The sequence below is a fragment of the Bacillus cereus group sp. BfR-BA-01380 genome (assembly GCF_022663535.1).
GTDB classification, from domain to species: domain Bacteria; phylum Bacillota; class Bacilli; order Bacillales; family Bacillaceae_G; genus Bacillus_A; species Bacillus_A cereus_BB.
Genome location: NZ_JAKUFS010000015.1, coordinates 58,121 through 76,927, shown reverse-complemented (window position 1 = coordinate 76,927; position 18,807 = coordinate 58,121). Strand labels below are relative to the sequence as shown.

Here is an 18,807-nt window from a genome sequence, read left to right as displayed (position 1 = left end):
AGAGGCTTCCTTTTCAGGCTGTGGAGAAAGCCTTCTCCACAGCCCGTTTTTGTGTCTGAACATCTTTTTATCTGTCAACACTGATAAAAAAGATGTAAAGGAGCGATATCCTATGATGGGAGCACTAAAAAATCATCGTGATGAACGTGTAACAATTTCTGTAGAAGAGTTAGTTCCACAAGATCATTTTCTTCGTGCCATTGAGGCAACAATTGATTTTCATTTCATTGAAGAAAAATTACGTCCTTATTACTGTAAAAATAATGGGAGACCCTCGATTCATCCAATTGTTTTATTTAAGATGATGTTTATCGGTTATTTTTACGGAATTCGATCTGAACGCCAATTAGAAAAAGAAATTAAAATGAATGTTGCCTATCGTTGGTTTTTAGGATTTTCTTTATCGGATACTGTACCGGACCACTCAACAATTAGCTGGAATCGTCGGACTCGTTTTATTCATACGAATATTTTTGAAGAAATCTTTGATGAAATTGTACACCAAGCCACAGAGCATCACATGGTAGGTGGTCGTGCATTGATGACAGACTCCACTCATATTAAAGCGAATGCCAATAAAAATAAATTTATTCGTAAGGTGAAACAAGAAAAACCCAAATCTTATATGGAAGAATTAGAAGCAGCTGTCACACAAGATCGTGAGGATCATGGAAAAAAGCTTTAAACCCTAAAAAGGAAGGTGTTGCCACAAAAGATAAAATTCGCGTAAGTACAACAGATCCAGACAGTGGTTTTTTAATGAGAGCTGGAAAACCAGATGGCTTTCACTATTTAGATCATCGAACAGTTGATGCGAAATACAATATCATTACGGATACATATATTACACCCGGAAATGTGGCAGATTCCGAGGTATATTTGGCACGCCTTCAAGCTCAAGTTCAAAAGTTTCAATTTCAAGTAGAAGCGGTGGCACTGGATGCAGGGTATTTTACGGGACATATCTGTAAGAAATTATTAGAGCAAAATATTTTCATGGTGATGGGATATCGCCGATTTGGCAATCAAAATAAAGAAGTACCAAGACGATTATTTCATTATGTTTCTGAAAGTGATGTATTTGCATGTCCAATGGGATGTATTATGAAGTATGCGACAACGGATCGAGAAGGATATCGTCATTATAAAGCGGACAAAAAGGATTGTGCAGTATGTCCTTTACGTTCAGATTGCTTTTCAACTACTCAAAAAAGTCGAGAGATTACGCGTCATATTTGGGAAGAGTATAAAGATATTGCACGAGAATACAAGCGAACGAAAACAGGAAAACGATTATATAAAGTACGCTGTTCTACAATTGAGCGGAGTTTTGCCGATGCCAAAGAACTACATGGCTATCGATACGCTCGGTTCCGAGGGATGAAGCCTGTCCAAATGCAGGCATATCTCACCGCAGCCTGCCAAAACATGAAAAAAATAGCCCTTCATCTGACCAGAAAGGGTCAGTTGAAGGGCTATTTTTCTTATTTTTTATTGTTTCGTACAATTTTTTTATACATAGTTACAATAAAGGTTATCAGAGGTTGGGAAACCCAAAGGGTTTCCCAACACTCTGAAAAGGAAGCCTCTCATTAGAGAGGCTTCCTTTTTACATTATTGTCAAATTATTTCTATATCATAATGTTATTTTCATAAAACAAATAGATTCTGCAGGCATAGACATAATAATGTAATATATTGAATGAAATGAAGTAAATACATGAAGGATGGACATAAAATGGGAGATTTATTATTGATGATGATTGAACGCGTTGGTTTAATCGTTATTTTAGGATTTTTACTTTCACATATTAAGGCGTTCCGTTGGCTGCTGCATAAGCAAGATGGCTATAAAGGTAGCCTTATGTTAATTGGCATATTTTCATTATTTACAATTGTAAGCAACTACACCGGGATTGAGATTTCTGGTAATACGATTATGAATGAAAACTGGCTGCAGGGTGTCTCTTCTTCTAGTACGATTGCGAATACGCGTATTATGGGAATCGGGATTAGCGGGTTACTAGGAGGTCCAATTGTTGGAATAGGGGTAGGATTTATAGCTGGCATTCATCGTTATGTGCTAGGGGGAACGACTGCATTGAGCTGTGCAATCTCTTCTATTTTAGCTGGGATTGTGACAGGTTATATTGGCTATTTATATCAAAAACGGAATCGTGTTGTAACCCCTAAGTTTTCTTCGGTACTTAGCATCTGTATGGTATCGCTGGAAATGCTTATGATTCTTTTCATAATTGATAACGGCTGGAGCATTGTGAAAACAATTGCAATCCCAATGATTATCGTAAATGGTTTCGGAAGTTTTATTCTACTGTCAATGATTCAGTCCATTTTACGACAAGAAGAACATGCGAAGGCATTACAAACGCATAAAGTATTGCGCATTGCTGATAAAACACTTCCATATTTTCGCCAAGGATTAACGGAAGAATCATGTACGCATGTGGCACAAATTATCCATCGCTTTACAGGAACAGATGCAGTATCTTTAACGGGTACAGAAAAAATATTAGCCCATGTTGGATTAGGATCTGATCATCATATTCCTTCCCATAGCTTAATTACGGAATTGTCAAAAGAGGTGTTAAAGACCGGGGAAATTATGAAAGCAAAGTCGCGTGAAGAGATTAATTGTCAGCATAGAGGGTGCTTATTACAAGCGGCAATCGTGATTCCGCTCACATCTCATGGAAAGACCATCGGTACGTTAAAGCTTTACTTTAAAAATCCCAATTCATTAAGCCCCGTAGAGGAAGAGCTGGCAGAAGGATTAGCGAAAATCTTTTCAACGCAGCTTGAACTTGGAGAAGCAGAACTGCAAAGTAAATTGCTGCAAGATGCGGAAATAAAGGCGTTGCAAGCACAAATCAACCCTCATTTTCTTTTTAATGCGATTAATACAGTCTCTGCTTTATGTCGTACAGATGTAGAGAAAGCAAGGAAATTATTGTTACAGCTAAGCGTGTATTTTCGCTGCAATTTACAAGGTGCAAGGCAGCTTCTCATTCCGTTGGAACAAGAATTAAATCATGTGCATGCATATTTGTCGTTAGAACAAGCAAGATTTCCGAATAAATATGAAGTGAAATTGTATATTGAAGACGAACTACATAATATTTTGCTTCCACCGTTTGTGCTGCAATTATTAGTAGAAAATGCTCTTCGGCATGCATTTCCCAAAAAACAGCCTCTATGTCAAGTTGGAATTCACGTTTATGCCAAACAAAACAGGGTACATTTTAAAGTAAAAGATAACGGTCAAGGGATTGAACCGGAGCGATTAGAGCGGTTAGGAAAAGCGATTGTATCGTCAAAAAAAGGAACGGGAACAGCATTATATAATATTAATGAACGGTTAATGGGGTTGTTTGGAAAAGATACAACGCTTCATATTGTCAGTGAACGGGAAGCAGGGACAGAGATTTCCTTTACGATTCCAATTCAAAGAAAAGGGGGGAGCGATATTGAGAATATTAGTAGTTGATGACGAAATGTTGGCGCGGGACGAATTAAAATATTTATTATATCGAACGAAAGAGGTCGATATTATTGATGAGGCAGACAGTGTAGAAGAAGCGTTAGAGAAGTTGATGGAAAGTAAACCGGATCTTGTTTTTTTAGATATTCAGCTGTCGGATGATAGTGGATTTGAAATTGCTAATATACTAAAGAAGATGAAAAAGCCACCTGCTATTGTATTTGCAACGGCCTATGATCAATATGCCATTCAGGCATTTGAAGTAGATGCTTTAGATTATATTTTAAAGCCGTTTGATGAAGAGCGCATTGTCCAAACGATTAAGAAATTTAAAAAACGAAAACAACATGAAATGGAGGAGAAACAAGAAGTACATGCGCAAGATGTATCTAGCAGAATGCAAAAATTAGCGCTGTCGATTGATGAATCGATTGTATTAGTGAATATAGAAGATATCGTATATGCTGGATTGTTGGACGGAAAGGTAATTGTGAAAACGATTTGTGATACGTATGTAACGCACGATACGCTTGCCATATTAGAAAAGAAATTGCCACAAATGAATTTTCTGCGTGTGCATCGCAGTTTTATCGTAAATGTAAATCATATTTCTGAAATCCAGCCGTGGTTTAACTCTACGTATAATTTAATTATGAAAGAGGATTCAAAAGTGCCTGTAAGCCGTACATATGCAAAAGAATTAAAGAAGCTGCTTCGTATTTAGCGAGCAGCTTTTTGCATTTCATCCTTCTTTTTTTGTAACTGATTTCATATATTTGACGCTCTGTGTTGTAAGTGCCTAAGCAATCACTTACATCCTATACAATAAAGGTACCAAATCGAAAGAGGTGGAAAAAATGAGTACAAAAAAAGTATACGATTTTCTAACACAAGCATTTATTTTCTCAGCAATTATGTTCGTTTCTAATATCATTTCGGGGCATTTACCAATTCCGATGCCTGCATCAGTAGTTGGCTTAGTCCTTTTATTTAGTCTTTTATGCTTAAAGGTCATTAAATTAGAGCAAGTTGAATCACTTGGAACAGCGCTTACCGGTATTATTGGATTTCTCTTTGTACCATCTAGTATTTCTGTTGTGAACTCTCTTGGTGTAATGGGGAAATACTGGATACAAATTGTTGTCGTTATCGTAGTGGCAACAATTATTTTACTAGGAGTAACAGGTTTATTTGCACAATTGGTTTTAGGTAAAGAACGTTCAAAAGATACTACAGATAAAAAACAATGGAATGATGTTCGGAAAGGACGTAAGCAAGGGAAAGTTGCATGACGTATCTTTTTTAATAAACAGATGTCAGGGGGTAATGGATAATGAACACAGCAAGCACAATGACTCCATATTTCGGTATTGTAGTTTCATTCGTTGCATATGGAATCGGAACGTTTTTATTCAAACATTCAAAAGGATTTTTCCTTTTTACACCGCTTTTTGTAGCAATGGTGCTCGGAGTTGTCTTTTTAAAAGTAGGGAATTTCACATTTGAAGAATATAATACTGGTGGGAAAATGATTAGCTTCTTCTTAGAACCAGCAACAATTGCATTTGCTATTCCTTTATATAAACAAGTTGATAAATTGAAAAAGTATTGGTGGCAAATTTTATCCGCAATCATCATTGGTTCTGTTTGTTCCGTTATTGTTGTCTTTATCGTTGCAAAAGGGGTTGGATTAGACGCATCCGTTATGTATTCTATGCTACCTCAAGCAGCAACAACAGCGATTGCTTTGCCAGTATCCGCAAGTATTGGCGGTATTCCAGCAATTACATCATTTGCAGTTATTTTCAACGCAGTAATCGTTTATGCTCTTGGAGCATTATTCTTAAGAATGTTTAAAGTGAAGAATCCGATTGCAAAAGGATTAGCGTTAGGAACTGCTGGACATGCCCTGGGCGTTGCGGTCGGTATTGAGATGGGGGAAGTAGAAGCGGCAATGGCAAGTATTGCAGTTACCGTTGTCGGCGTTGTGACAGTCGTTGTCATTCCGATGCTTATGCCATTTATCGCGTAGCACATTATAGATAAAGTGAAACTTTAATCAGTGGGGGTTTTCTTCATCCCCCACTGATTATCAGCCCTCACCAATCGGGCTTTTACGGGCAGTTTATCTCCCACCTAACTTCTTTGCTTTCGCTAAATTTTGAGGTTGGAGTATTACTGCCCGTTAATGCGGGATAAAGAGTTTTTATAGAACAAGCTATTTGTAGAAACAGATTTCTATAGATAGCTTGTTCTTTTATGTTACATTGATTATATGTAAATTCATCAACATATAGGTCACTGACACGCTAATTGAATTTTTTTTCAATAGAATCACAAAATCAAAATTTGCCAATAAAACTTTTTATTTAGTTTGTAATAATACGTTCTGAAAGTATCATTTATATTGTAAAATGAAATTAAGGTAAAAACGAATTATAAGGACAGGAGAGATTACGCGTCGATTATGCAAATGAAAAACCTGTTTCAAAGTAAAGGATTTCAGAGATTAGTTGTATTAGGGTTGCTTGTGCTCGTCTTATATGGGTTGAAAAGCATGTTTAATTTAATTTTGATTACATTTATTCTTACATATTTAATGGATAGATTTCAAAAATTCATTTCTCGCAAATTGGAGCATTTTTTACCAATTAATAGAAAAATAATTATTGCATTTTTATATACCGCATTGATTAGTGGGATCGTTATTACATTATACAAATATGTACCAATTTTAATGGTACAAATTACGCAACTTGTGTATCAGTTCAATATATTTGTACGAAATCCACCTGATAATGAAATAATTAGATATCTAGTTTCTACAATTAATCATGTGGAATTATCGAAGTATGTGAATCAAGGCGTTGACATTATTTATAATTCGCTAGCAAATGTTTGGAAAGTAAGTTTGCAAATTTTACTTTCACTTATTTTAAGTTTATTTTTCTTACTAGAAAAGTCTAGAATTGTTATGTTTACAGTGAAGTTCAAAGAAAGTAAACTGGCTGTTTTCTATAATGAAATTGAGTATTTTGGAAGGAAATTTGCTCGCTCATTCGGAAAAGTAATTGAGGCGCAATTTCTTATTGCTATTGTAAATTGTGTGCTATCGACTATTGCACTTTGGATTTTAGGTTTCCCGCAGTTGCTTGGCCTAGCCTTAATGATTTTCTTGTTGGGGCTTATCCCGGTCGCAGGTGTAATTATCTCGCTGTTTCCACTTTGTATCATTGCTTATAATACCGGTGGTATGGTCTATATTTTATACATTTTAATTATTGTGGCAGTCGTTCATGCGATTGAAAGTTACTTCTTAAATCCAAAGTTTATGTCAGAGAAAACAAATTTACCTATATTTTATACATTTATGATTTTAATTTTCTCTGAACATTTTTTAGGTGTATGGGGATTGATTATAGGGATTCCAATTTTCATGTTTTTACTCGATGTATTAGAAGTAATAAGTGACGAAAAAGAAGAAATGGTAAATAAGAAATAAAAGTAACTACGCAGTCGCTCTGTAAAAAAAGGAAGAGAAGCGTTTTTTTAAATGGTCTGGGAGGTACTGGCGATGCATAGTAGCGGTCAGGGTCTGTTCCTGCCACGCGCAACGTTTTCAAACAAATACAGGTAGCGAGGCGCATTGCCATTTGTATCTTCATGGCAGCAATTTATATGCTGGAAAATGAAATGTATGGCTGAGTAGTTACAAATAAAAAGCATCCATTTGGATGCTTTTTATTTATCCCTCACATTCTGAGCGAGCCGCTTCCGCTTTTCTGAAGAAGTTAGGTGGGAGATAAACTGCCCGTAAAAGCCCGATTGGTGAGGGCTGATAATCAGTGGGGGATGAAAAAGCCTCCCCACTGATTAAAGTTTCACTTTATAATTTACATTTGCGTATGCCATACTGTAAGAAAAGATAGTGGGGTGAAGAAGTGGTTGTAAACGAAAAATATGAATTTGCAACATTTGCTGGAGGATGTTTTTGGTGCATGGTGTCGCCATTTGAGGAAATGGATGGCATTATAAAGGTTGTATCTGGATATACAGGTGGACATAAGGAAAATCCAACATACAAAGAAGTTTGCTCAGAGACAACTGGACATTATGAAGCGGTACAAATTACTTTTGATCCAGAGCATATGCCGTATGAACAATTACTTTACTTATATTGGCAACAAATTGATCCGACTGATGTTGGCGGTCAATTTCATGATCGCGGACAATCATATGAAACAGCCATTTTTTATCATAGTGAAGAGCAACGTAAGGCTGCAGAAATGTCTAAACGTGAGCTAGAAGAAAGTGGACGCTTTTCGAAGCCGATTGTCACGAAAATTTTACCAGCTACAATATTTTATTCTGCGGAAGAATATCATCAAGGCTATCATGAGAAAAATCCGTTTCGATATGCGTTATATCGCCAAGGTTCAGGGCGTGATGCGTTTATCAAAAAATATTGGCCAAAGGATAATGCTCATTTAAAGGAAAAGCTTACTGACATGCAATTTTATGTTACACAAGAAAATGGGACAGAACCATCCTTCCAAAATGAATATTGGAACCATAAAGAAGAAGGGATTTACGTTGATATCGTGTCAGGGGAGCCTTTATTTAGTTCGTTAGATAAATTTGATAGCGGTTGTGGATGGCCTAGTTTTACGAAACCGATGCTATCAGCAAGTATAAAAGAAAAAATAGATGTAAGCCATAATATGACGAGAACGGAAGTACGCAGTAAAGATGCAGATTCTCATTTGGGACACGTATTTCCAGATGGACCAGGACAAAATGGTTTGCGCTATTGTATTAACTCTGCTGCATTACGCTTTATCCCTAAAGAAGATTTAGAGAAAGAAGGATATGGGGATTTTCTTATCTTATTTAGACGCTAAAAAATATAACAGCCTGTTCCTCTTAGTTCATTTTTGGAACAGGCTGTTATTACATTGGAACACATCTGATGCGAATATTTGACATGTAATTTAAATAACAATGAATGTTACAGATTTGGCGATACGGGAAAACACATGCAGAACAAACATGACATGCACCCTTCTTTAACCCTTGCATGTAGCAAGAAAAGGCCTTGACCGCTTCTATGCATGGTGAGATGCTCTTGCCCGCCTAAAAAGAAAGTTTTTTCTCATATATTGATGAATCACATAGATTCCATAGCTTTGAATAATAAAGAAGCTTGGAATGATAAAATATCGATATCTTGTCTGTATTTCTATTAAAAAATGAATGGATATATATCCGATAATAAGTAAGAGGAATAATGTATACTGAAAGTTTTTCTGTTTTGTAAAAAGAAGGCATAATAATCCAATTATACCAAATAACATGGTTGCAATATAAATATATTTTTCATATTCCATGGCTGTATCAGTTAATTCCTTTTTATTTAATTGATTTAAGCTCCAGTAACCAGCGGAATCAATATCACCCCACATATAGGAAAATTTATCTCCAAAGAGTGTGAATAGCTTTTCTTTATCTGCAATTCGTTCTTTAATACGTTTCATTTCTAATGATTTTCTTTCTTCACCTATCTCTAGACTTATGATTTGTTCAGCATCGGATGTTGAATATGATCCTGTTGTTTCATGGTTAAGTCCTACGACAAATTTCCAAAGGGGATCACGATTAGATAAAGGATACTTTGTAACTCCTGTAGCAATGAACGCAGAGCTTACAATATAATGGACAGCATAAAAGACAACAAGAATACCAATAAGTTGCTTTGTTGTAGTAAGCATTGTTTTCTTATCTTTTCCAAGAAAGCCATGAAGAAATAGGTAAATGATAATTGCTAATAAAATAAGCCCACCTAGAGGGCGCATGATATCACCAAATGCTAGTGTAATCCCTACAAAGATCCAAGTATATTTACTGTGTAATCTTACTAATAAATAGAATCCTAAATAAAATAAAAATGTTGCAAGGTGTTCATTAGTTAAGACTGAGCTCATCATAATGCTTGGAATAAAAAAGGCATATAATAGTCCAGCTATACGCCCAGTCCACTCATTAAAAACTTTGCTTGTAATACTATATACACAGATGGTAGTTCCTGTACAATAAAGGACATTTAATAACTTCAGGATGAATACATGGTTGCCGAATAAATGGATGATGATAGCTTGATACACCGTAAACCCAAGTTGATATACCCATGTTGTAAAATATGGAGAATTTGAAAAACTATAGTCACCGTGAGCAGCTTGTACAGCCCCCTCATACATTAATGCAAAGTCAGATTCAATTGGTGTTGGGATGTTTAAAATCCAAATGAATCGAATGGTAAACGCACAAAATGTTAATAAAATAATAAATGTAGTTTTTGAAAAGTATGTATTACAAAGATAAGTTAGTAAGATAAGTAAAATCATGATGACAATTACAATTGGAGCGCTAATAAGTGTTCGAACGAATAGAGTTTCTTTAACAGTTATATAAGAAGTCCAAATAGTAAAAGTAAAGATAAGTAAGCATAAGATCACGAGACATTTTGCTAACAATGAATTGAAACGGTTCCATTGTATGGTTAACATGATTTGTTACACTCCTTATTGTGATTCATTTTTAAGGTGAAGTATAGTAATGATTTATGCGGGAATAAGGTGCATTCTTTATAAGAATACAAGTTTTTTCAAAAGAAAAAATAATGAAATATGCCTCTTGTCTTAGACACGAGGCATATTTTTATCCCGCTATTCGCGGGCTTTCCATCAGTGGGGGGATGAGAAGCCCTGCTAATGGAAGTTTCACTTTATCGCTGAGCTGCTTTCTCTGCCCATTCTTCTACGTTCCAAACTTTTGTAACCCAACCTTCATAAAAATCAGGTTCGTGGCAAACAAGAATAATTGTACCTTTATATGCTTTCATAGCACGCTGCAATTCTTCTTTTGCTGTTACGTCAAGATGGTTTGTTGGCTCGTCAAATAATAGCCAGTTACTTTCTGTTGCCATTAATTTGCATAAACGAACTTTTGCTTGTTCACCACCACTTAATTGGCTCATTGGGCGAGAAATATGTTCATTTTTTAAGCCGCATTTCGCAAGCATTGCACGTACTTGATGTTGGTCTAAATGCGGGAACGCATTCCATACATCATCAATTGGTGTAATATTTTCAGCCTTAACTTCTTGTTCAAAATAAGCAGGCTCTAAAAAATCACCAAGACTAATTTTCCCGTTTAGCGGTTTAATTTTTCCAAGAATCGTTTTGAGTAATGTTGATTTTCCGACTCCGTTACATCCAACAATGGCAATTTTTTCACCACGTTCAACAGTCATTGTTAATTTCGGTAAGAGAGGATACGTATAGCCGATTTCTACCTCTTCTCCTTCAAAGACAAAACGGCTGCTTGCACGGCATTCTTTAAAAGAAAACTCCGGTTTCATAGCAGTTTCTGGACGATCAATACGATCCATGCGATCGAGTTGTTTTTGGCGACTTTTTGCACGTCCAGTAGTTGAGTAACGCGCTTTATTTCGCGAAATAAAATCCTCTTGTTGTTTAATGAACTCTTGTTGTTTTTGATACGCTTGTAAATGTTGATTTTTGTTGATTTCTGCTAGTTCTAAGAACTTTTCATATGTTGCTGTATAACGTGACATTTTTGAAAATTCAAGATGGAAAATAACATTAACACATTTGTTCATAAACTCTGTATCATGGGAAATTAAAAGGAACGCATGAGGATATTCCTTTAAATAGTTTGTTAACCATTGAATATGTTCAACGTCTAAATAGTTAGTTGGTTCATCGAGTAATAGTACTTCAGGTTGCTCAAGTAATAGCTTTGCAAGCAATACTTTCGTACGCTGTCCACCACTTAACGCCGAAACATCACGATCTAAGCCAATTGCATCAATTCCAAGACCGCGTGCCGCTTCTTCAATTTTAATATCTAATAAATAGAAGCCGCCTGCTTCAAGTGCATCTTGCACTCCTGCCATTTTTTCAAGTAGTTCTTCTAATTCTTCTGGTGACGCTGTTGCCATGTTTTCAGCAATCGTATTTAATTCTTTTTCTTTTTCGAATAAAGGTAAGAACGCATCTGTTAATATATCACGAATAGTTCGTCCAGGTGTTAAAATTGTGTGCTGATCTAAATATCCATAATGGGTGCCAGGTGTCCATTCTACACGCCCTTGATCATGAATCAGTTGCCCTGTAATAATATTCATAAATGTTGATTTACCAACACCGTTTGCACCGACTAATCCAACATGTTCTCCTGCTAATAAACGCATTGATACATCTTTAAATAGTGTACGATCACCAAAAGTATGACCTAGATTTTCAACTGTTAATAAGCTCATAGTGTCCTCCGCTCTGTTTGAAATATATAAATCCATTTTAATTTTTTAACATAAAAGTTACTAATACGCAGCATAAAAAATGACCTGCATTCGCTTTCTCCCTTTGTTTTCACTGTGGCAGGAAAAGACCCTAGCATGGCCAGATGCTTTCACCTACCTAAAAAGAAAGAGGTTTTAGGTAGGTTTTTCAATTTCTATTTATAATAGTGTCTTGAATCATGATACTAAATTCTTCAATATAATGCTATCTTTTATCTTTGAATTATCACGTATTCCGTAGGAAAAGGGCCTGTAACTTTATGGAATTTCTTTATTACAACAATGTAATGTTCTTGTAAGATAAATCGATAGTTGAGTCCTTTTATATATTATACACTTTAGTTAGTAAGGCGGTAGAAACGCTGTAAAGATGAGTAAGTATAATGATAAAAATACAATAATGTGTGCTGTATACCATGATAATAAATAGTCGTTAGTTTACTCATCTTATAATTGTTTAGAGATTATAAAAACCCCCCCTTGTTTTTATGAAAAGACCCCTTGTAAAAAAGAGCAACTGTTCCTGTATTGGACAGTTGCTCTTTTTTTATCCTCTCTATTAGGAGGGGGTAGTTCAATTAAAGTATCCTCTAACAATCCCTTTTAAGCGATTTACATGGAATTTTCGTTTATCGTTAGAGATGTTTTGCATTGCACGGAATGTAGCAGCGGCAATGGCACGTAAAAAGTAAAGAAATCCATAATGTAAGCGAATAACTCTTCCGAAACCACCGGCATAGGAAATGGCTCTTTTTAATGATTGTTCATTAATAATCTCTTCTTTTACTGGGTGATATACGAAAAGGTCTTTCTTAAATAAACCTGTATATCCATTCTTCATACCGCGAAGTACAAAGTCAGTTTCTTCACCAGCTCCGTAAATTGTTCCTGATCCAACCCCTAAGTCTTCATCAAAAGTGCCTACATCTTGTACAAATTGTTTCGTGAAGAAGAGGGCGAAGGAAGGACCCATGAATCCATATTTATTATTTAAAATAATGTCTGTTTTAGGAGCGTGTATTAAAGAGCCTGTCCCTTCTACATTTGTTGTGTTGGTAGAAATAAAATGAATATCTTTATTTTGTTTAAATGTTTCTTGAATGCTTTCTAATACATTTGTTTCGTAAATACAGTCGTCATCTGGAAAAGCGATAATATCACCATCAGCTACTTTTAAACCTGTGTTTCGCGCACGGGAGAGTCCTTTGATTGGTGTGTATATATAATTGATTGGAAATTTTTCTTTATAGTCATCAAATAAACCAGCAATTGGTGTATCGTTTTGGTCGACTACAATGAGTTCAAAGCTTTTATATGTTTGTTTTTCTAACGATTTTAATAAATCTATAATATCATCACGTCTGCCGCAAGTCGCCATGATTAAAGAGAATTTCAATCAGAACAGCTCCTTTAAAGAAGTTTCATTCACTTAAACATGCAAGATGGTGTTTTGTTACTTACATTATTGTTTCTTCAGTTTTTCTTTAATTTTATCTAAAAGCGTAAACAATATCTCATCTTTTGTTATCAATAAAATCAAGGCATATACACATCCGCATGTAATGATTGTAACCACAACAGAAAGGATTTTTCCTGTTATTGTTATATGAACGAGAAATGATAACGGTACAAATGTAAGTGAATAGAAGAGATATTTTAGTTTCGACATATCAAATAATGTGTAATTTACTTTTAGTTTCTTTTTTACATATATATATTCCAGTGCAATTAGCAAGCAATACGCAATCGTAGTTGTGAAAATTGCTGTTGTCGGTGTGAATACATGAAAGACGATCAGCGAGATATTTAAAATAAGGTTTAGAAAACCACCAATGAATAAAAATCGTACTAAAATGCTTTCTTTCTTTTTTACATAAATAATTTGATTCGATAAGATGGATTCGATACCTACTGAAATCATGTATAATGCAAAAACAACTAATGTGTCACCAGCATTAGAAAAATCACTTCCCCCATAAATAATAACAGCTCCATGAGCGATAAGCATTAAGCCAATAGCTGCTGGGAATAATGTAATAAAGTACACTTTTGAGATTTTATTTAATAAAGCTTCATACTCTTTTTCATCTGCATTTCCTGATAAATAAGAGAGTCGCGGAACGGTAACTTGAATTACACTTAACATAAGTGTATTAATAATCGTCATAATTTGAAAAGCCATTACATAGTAAGCAAGTTCGGATTTACCAACATACTCTCCTAATAATAGTCGGTCTAATTGTGTATACAGGATATTTGCATTTGAAAAGATAACAACTAAAAATAATGGTTTTAAATGCGGAACAATAGTTATGTTGGAAAAATCGAACTTAACTTGACGTTTTACATATATAAAACTGATAAAATGGTTTAAAAATGTTGATAAAACTAATAAACTTGCAAATTGTTTGTAATCATTTGCACCATGAATGAAAATGAATAGAAGGACAACATAAATGAGACGAACAATAACTGTTTTTTTCGCAATGAAATCATAATTTTCATGTGCTTCATTGTACCATTCTACATAAAATAAACTTGAAATAAAGTTGAATCCAAAAATAAGAAGGACAGGAAATACATCTTTATCTCCATATCCAATATAACTAAAAAGTAAAAATGCGATTAAAGCAAGGATACTAGTTGTAAAGTTAATAAGATATAAATTTGTAAACAATTGTGAAGCTTTTTTCTTATTGTTTTTCACTAAGCTAATTTCGCGTAAGCCATATTGATATACACCAAATGTAGCAAAAACAAAGAAATAATTAAAAATTGTTTCGCTAAAGTTAACTGTTCCCATTGAATGAGACCCAAGCATTCGGTATGCATATGGGCCTACTAGAAGCGGAAGGATAATATTAAAGGTGTTGAGCAATAATTTATAAAAAATATTTGATACAATTGATTTTTGCATAATTTCACCTTTCATCGATAGTTCTTGAAATAAAATGCCTTTGCGTTTCTATTGAAAGAAATTCAATATTGAAAGCTAAATGTGCATTTTTAATCATATTAATTTTGCCGGTAATTATATGCCGAATATTGTTAATCAATTTGCTTTTAATTTTCGGCAGATAGGTCTGCTATGCAGCATAAAAAATGACCTGCGCTTGCTTTCTACATTTATTTTAAACCTGGTATGTTGCCCTCTTCCGTGCATGGCCAGATACTCTCGCCCGCCTAAAAAGAAAGAGGGTTTTTATGGAAATTTTTTAATTTGTATTTCTATAATCGACTTAATTCTAAGTAATTACGGATATAAGTTTACCGCAGATAAACTTTGTAAAGCAACTGTGGATTCTTTTATTAATTGCACTAAAAACAGCGTAGAATGTATGAAAATAACAGATAAGAAAGCTTAGTATTTTTTATAAACAAAAAACTTGGCGAATATATTCGCCAAGAAGAGTTTGTGGAATTATACATTCCATGGTTTTTGAATGGTTAGTACTTCTGCCATTTCTTTACTTTTTAATCGGTTCATTTTTCGTTTTTCTGCACGCTCTCCGCCCGTGTTATATAACCAGTGCTCTTCTTCTGTTTCAGCAATTACACCTGGTACAGAGGATGGTTTTCCGTCTTTTAATGCGACGAAAGTGATGAAGCAAGTAGCTGCAATGCGGCGTTCACCACCTAATAAATCCTCTGCAACGACTTTTACGAATACTTCCATAGAAGATTTTCCTGTATAACAAACGAATGCTTCATAGCAAACAGAATCGGTTTGATGAATTGGTGTTAAGAAGTCAACAGAATCGATAGAAGCAGTTACACAATGCTGACGGCTATGGCGTGCAGCGGCGATAGAAGCAATGCTATCAATTTCTGCTAATAATTTTCCACCAAATAATGTTTGATGGTTGTTTAAGTCATTTGGGAAAACACGTGTTGTTTTTATCGCCCTGGACTCTCTCATAAATTTCTTTTCCATATTATCTACTCCTGTTTCGTTTGTTCTCATGATATTCATCAGAACTTAATTTATTTCGTCCATCATTCATTATGAATAATAGCCGGAAGTTTCTCTGTATATAGATTGTAGTGTAAAAGAGATTTCGCTTACATTGCAAGGAGAATATATGACGTTAATAACTTTGTCATAGAAATAGGGTACCGGTATTCTCTTTATTCGTGATAAAATCGTCTTGTTACAAATACGAAGTTAAGGGTATAGATACCTATTAACAAGAGAAAAAAGAGGTGCGATAGAATAAAGTTATGGACAAGATGCAGATAGGTTTTTCAACTTTTTTTTACAAGGTAGTAGTTGGACTCATGTTCCTCTTTTTTGCATATTCCTTTTGGTATTCTTTTGGAGAGGTAAAAACTGTTTTTGACGTAAAATCTTCTAGTTTAGCGATTGTATTAGGTGTTTGTATCATTTTACTTTTGCTGACTACCTCTATTTTACAATATCGATTTACGGATAAACAATTTATTATTTTTCTCATTTCTGGTACTGTGTTACTCCGGTTTCTATCCATTGTGTTAATGAAAGCTCCGATCGAAAGTGATATGAATGTGATGTATGAAGCTGCTAAACAAGTTGCACAAGGAAATACTATTTTTAGCAGTCTAGAAACTGTAGTTCAATCTCCTTTTATTATGTACGAATCCTTTTTAATTCGCTTTTTCGGAGATGCAACGTTTGTCTTAAAGGTATGTAATGTTTTATATTGCGGAGCTACCGCTTATTTTATTTATCAGCTTGCTTCAAAAATATTTCATGAAGAATGTGGCCGAATTGCAGCGACATTATATGCTTTGTACATTCCTAATATCATGCTTTGTTCTGTGTTAACGAATGAGCATTTGGCAACATGTTTATTTTATTTTGCCTGTTACTTACTTATTATACATAAAGGATTAAGTCATTCGTATATGTGGGGAGTCGCCGTTGCTTTATTTGCTTTCAGTAATATGATTCGTCCATTAGGCTTATTTTTAATTATAGTTCTTGTTTTGTATCTTGTATTAGTAGAAGTTTTGCAAAGTCCAGATAGAAAAGGAATGTTGATTAGACTGGTAGGTGTATGTGTTATATTTTATGGTGTTCATTACGCAGTAAGTTATGCACTTGGAACATCAAGTAATTCGCGATACACCTTTACAAACGAAGGGTATATTCAATCTGTCCTAGTAGGAGAAAATGAAAAAAGAGCAGAACAAGAGAAAAAAGAATATAATATGGATTTTATAAACAAAAAGTTGAATAAAATAGAGAAGGATCGTTTTTCTTCTATTCAAATGAGTTTAGGAAAGCTAGAGAAACAAGAAATGAAAAACACCTTTATAAAAGGTGGATATTTTACATACATGATGATTACAATATTTGCGGCAATCTCTATGTTACATCTTCTAATTCAAAAACAGGAAAATAGAAATTATATGCTGTTTCTACTCATAATTGCGAGCCATTTGTGTACAAGGTTTATGAACATGCATATTGTATATGAGGGTGTATTAGTCCCAAGTCTATTGATATTACAAAGCTATGGGATATATGTGATGTATCGGTATTGCCAAAAACTATTTTTTAAAAAGTAAAACTCCTATGAGTGTGGACATTTTTATTCCTCACTCATAGGAGTGTTGTTTTATCCCGCTATTCGTGGGCAGTAAGACCCCCACCTCAAGATTGAGAGAGAAGCGTTGTCCAGCTCCAGTGGCTAGAATGTTCGGTGGCTTCGCTTCTTCCTACGAGGTAAAAAACACCTCTACGTCAGAAGCTCCATCCCCCTCACATTCTGAACGAGCCACTTCCGCTTTTCTAAAGAAGATAGGTGGAGGATAACTGCCCGTAAAAGCCCGATTGGGCGGGCTAACCATCAGTGGGGGATGAAGAAAACCCCCACTGATGGAAGTTTCACTTTATCGCGTTATTCGTGGATAATAGATCCTCTGACCGTTTCTATGCGCGGCCAGATGCTCCCTTCTAAAAAGAAAGAGGGCCTTTATGTCGATTTTTTAACTTGTATATATAAAAGAGATCAATGACCTTTATGAATTTTCGCATGTGTTTTAAAAAAGACTGGAAAATGCACATTATAGATAAAAGTTACTACGCGTATAACAAATGTTATAAGTAAACAAATATAGAAAGCTAATACGTGTGAGCCCATTTCATAAGTAATAAGAAAGCTAATTGCACCTAGAATGGAGGCAATTGCATAAATTTCTTTCCGAAAGACATATGGGATATCTTGAGCACACATATCGCGTAAAATTCCACCGCCAATACCTGTAATGACTCCCATAGAAACAACCAAGAAAGAACCATTCATATGATGAGTAATGGCCGCATTTGCACCAATAGCAGTAAATACGCCTAAACCGACAGCGTCTGAGAGCATGATAACAACTTGTAATTTATGAATTCGTTCAAAAAACATACAAGTAAATAATGCTGCTAAAATACTAACAAAAAAGTAAATTGGTTGAACAAATGCAACTGGAGGTAAGTTTCCAATCATAATATCTCGAATTATTCCACCGCCAAGTGCAGTTGCTACAGACAAACAAAGGACACCAAATAAATCGAGTTCTTTTTTTAAACCTACTAATGTACCAGAAATGGCAGCGGCGATAATGCCGAGAAACGTAAATACATCAATTAAAAACATCGCTCCGATCCCTTCCTTCTAAAGATGTTCCAAGGAAAAAATATACACTAAAGTTATACAAATAACAATTCCTGTTTCGCTACATGTAAAAAAAGTGAAAGAATAGGGAAAGAAAGCGTTTGAAAGTGCTGTTTACAAAGTAAATACAGTAGATATATAAATACAAATTGAAAACACGACATAAACCCTCTTTTTTTAGGTGGGCGAGAGCAACTGGCCATGCATAGAAGCGGTCAGGGCCTTTTTCTGCCACGTGCGATGGTTAAAACAAAAGGAGCAGGCCAGTAGGAGGGCATGTTGTA

General features: G+C 35.0%; 14 protein-coding genes. 8 read left to right on the top strand and 6 right to left on the bottom strand.

Features of this window, described 5'->3' with window-relative positions:
* Window positions 1-112: 112 nt before the first annotated feature.
* From MR076_RS15055 to msrB, 7 genes are all read left to right on the top strand, one after another.
* Window positions 113-1,596 (top strand): IS1182 family transposase gene (locus MR076_RS15055; RefSeq protein ID WP_396021705.1). Its coding sequence is split into 2 segments (ribosomal slippage): window positions 113-680 and window positions 680-1,596, totalling 1,485 coding nucleotides; the frame shifts between segments, so codons are not numbered across the junction.
* A 142-nt stretch (window positions 1,597-1,738) separates the two neighbouring features.
* Window positions 1,739-3,505 (top strand): sensor histidine kinase, encoded by a 1,767-nt coding sequence (locus MR076_RS15050; RefSeq protein ID WP_242221951.1) that lies wholly within the window; start codon window positions 1,739-1,741, stop codon window positions 3,503-3,505.
* Window positions 3,483-4,223, top strand: coding sequence for a LytR/AlgR family response regulator transcription factor (locus tag MR076_RS15045; RefSeq protein ID WP_242222028.1), 741 nt, complete (start codon window positions 3,483-3,485; stop codon window positions 4,221-4,223). The genes MR076_RS15050 and MR076_RS15045 overlap by 23 nt, the downstream gene beginning before the upstream one ends.
* Window positions 4,224-4,356: 133 nt before the next feature.
* Window positions 4,357-4,791: an antiholin-like murein hydrolase modulator LrgA gene (gene lrgA / locus MR076_RS15040; protein WP_242221949.1), complete on the top strand. Its 435-nt coding sequence runs from the start codon at window positions 4,357-4,359 to the stop codon at window positions 4,789-4,791.
* Window positions 4,792-4,832: 41 nt separating this feature from the next.
* Window positions 4,833-5,531, top strand: a complete 699-nt coding sequence (gene lrgB / locus MR076_RS15035; protein WP_242221947.1) for an antiholin-like protein LrgB — start codon at window positions 4,833-4,835, stop codon at window positions 5,529-5,531.
* Window positions 5,532-5,966: 435 nt separating this feature from the next.
* Entirely contained in the window at window positions 5,967-7,001 is a 1,035-nt protein-coding gene (locus tag MR076_RS15030) for an AI-2E family transporter (protein WP_242221944.1), read from the top strand.
* A gap of 439 nt (window positions 7,002-7,440) precedes the next feature.
* Window positions 7,441-8,400, top strand: coding sequence for a peptide-methionine (R)-S-oxide reductase MsrB (gene msrB / locus MR076_RS15025; protein WP_242221942.1), 960 nt, complete (start codon window positions 7,441-7,443; stop codon window positions 8,398-8,400).
* 204 nt (window positions 8,401-8,604) lie between these two features.
* On the opposite strand, the gene MR076_RS15020 is transcribed toward msrB, so the two are convergent.
* The 5 genes from MR076_RS15020 to MR076_RS15000 form a co-directional block, all read right to left on the bottom strand.
* Window positions 8,605-10,062 carry a glycosyltransferase family 39 protein gene (locus MR076_RS15020; RefSeq protein ID WP_242221940.1) on the bottom strand — a complete coding sequence of 486 codons (1,458 nt, stop codon included), beginning with the start codon at window positions 10,060-10,062 and terminating at the stop codon, window positions 8,605-8,607.
* Window positions 10,063-10,280: 218 nt separating this feature from the next.
* On the bottom strand, window positions 10,281-11,840 hold the full coding sequence (locus MR076_RS15015; RefSeq protein ID WP_242221939.1) for an ABC-F family ATP-binding cassette domain-containing protein: 1,560 nt from the start codon (window positions 11,838-11,840) through the stop codon (window positions 10,281-10,283).
* A gap of 613 nt (window positions 11,841-12,453) precedes the next feature.
* Entirely contained in the window at window positions 12,454-13,275 is an 822-nt protein-coding gene (locus MR076_RS15010; protein WP_242221936.1) for a glycosyltransferase family 2 protein, read from the bottom strand.
* A 66-nt stretch (window positions 13,276-13,341) separates the two neighbouring features.
* Complete coding sequence (locus MR076_RS15005) at window positions 13,342-14,796, bottom strand: oligosaccharide flippase family protein (RefSeq protein ID WP_242221934.1); 1,455 nt, start codon at window positions 14,794-14,796, stop codon at window positions 13,342-13,344.
* A 504-nt stretch (window positions 14,797-15,300) separates the two neighbouring features.
* On the bottom strand, window positions 15,301-15,813 hold the full coding sequence (locus MR076_RS15000; RefSeq protein ID WP_242221932.1) for an acyl-CoA thioesterase: 513 nt from the start codon (window positions 15,811-15,813) through the stop codon (window positions 15,301-15,303).
* Window positions 15,814-16,157: 344 nt separating this feature from the next.
* On the opposite strand from MR076_RS15000, the gene MR076_RS14995 reads away from it, so the two are divergent.
* Window positions 16,158-17,429, top strand: coding sequence for a glycosyltransferase family 39 protein (locus MR076_RS14995; RefSeq protein WP_242221930.1), 1,272 nt, complete (start codon window positions 16,158-16,160; stop codon window positions 17,427-17,429).
* 443 nt (window positions 17,430-17,872) lie between these two features.
* Here MR076_RS14995 and MR076_RS14990 read toward each other — a convergent pair whose 3' ends face one another.
* A complete protein-coding gene (locus MR076_RS14990; RefSeq protein WP_242221926.1) occupies window positions 17,873-18,505 on the bottom strand; it encodes a trimeric intracellular cation channel family protein in 633 nt (210 codons plus the stop codon).
* Between the last annotated feature and the right edge of the window lie 302 nt (window positions 18,506-18,807).

Bases quoted from the DNA above. Each gene is read 5' to 3' on its own strand.
- MR076_RS15050 (WP_242221951.1), top strand. From the start codon at position 1,739: ATGGGAGATTTATTATTGATGATGATTGAACGCGTTGGTTTAATCGTT.
- lrgA (WP_242221949.1), top strand. From the start codon at position 4,357: ATGAGTACAAAAAAAGTATACGATTTTCTAACACAAGCATTTATTTTC.
- lrgB (WP_242221947.1), top strand. From the start codon at position 4,833: ATGAACACAGCAAGCACAATGACTCCATATTTCGGTATTGTAGTTTCA.
- MR076_RS15030 (WP_242221944.1), top strand. From the start codon at position 5,967: ATGCAAATGAAAAACCTGTTTCAAAGTAAAGGATTTCAGAGATTAGTT.
- MR076_RS15020 (WP_242221940.1), bottom strand. From the start codon at position 10,062: ATGTTAACCATACAATGGAACCGTTTCAATTCATTGTTAGCAAAATGT.
- MR076_RS15015 (WP_242221939.1), bottom strand. From the start codon at position 11,840: ATGAGCTTATTAACAGTTGAAAATCTAGGTCATACTTTTGGTGATCGT.
- MR076_RS15005 (WP_242221934.1), bottom strand. From the start codon at position 14,796: ATGCAAAAATCAATTGTATCAAATATTTTTTATAAATTATTGCTCAAC.
- MR076_RS15000 (WP_242221932.1), bottom strand. From the start codon at position 15,813: ATGGAAAAGAAATTTATGAGAGAGTCCAGGGCGATAAAAACAACACGT.
- MR076_RS14995 (WP_242221930.1), top strand. From the start codon at position 16,158: ATGTTCCTCTTTTTTGCATATTCCTTTTGGTATTCTTTTGGAGAGGTA.
- MR076_RS14990 (WP_242221926.1), bottom strand. From the start codon at position 18,505: ATGTTTTTAATTGATGTATTTACGTTTCTCGGCATTATCGCCGCTGCC.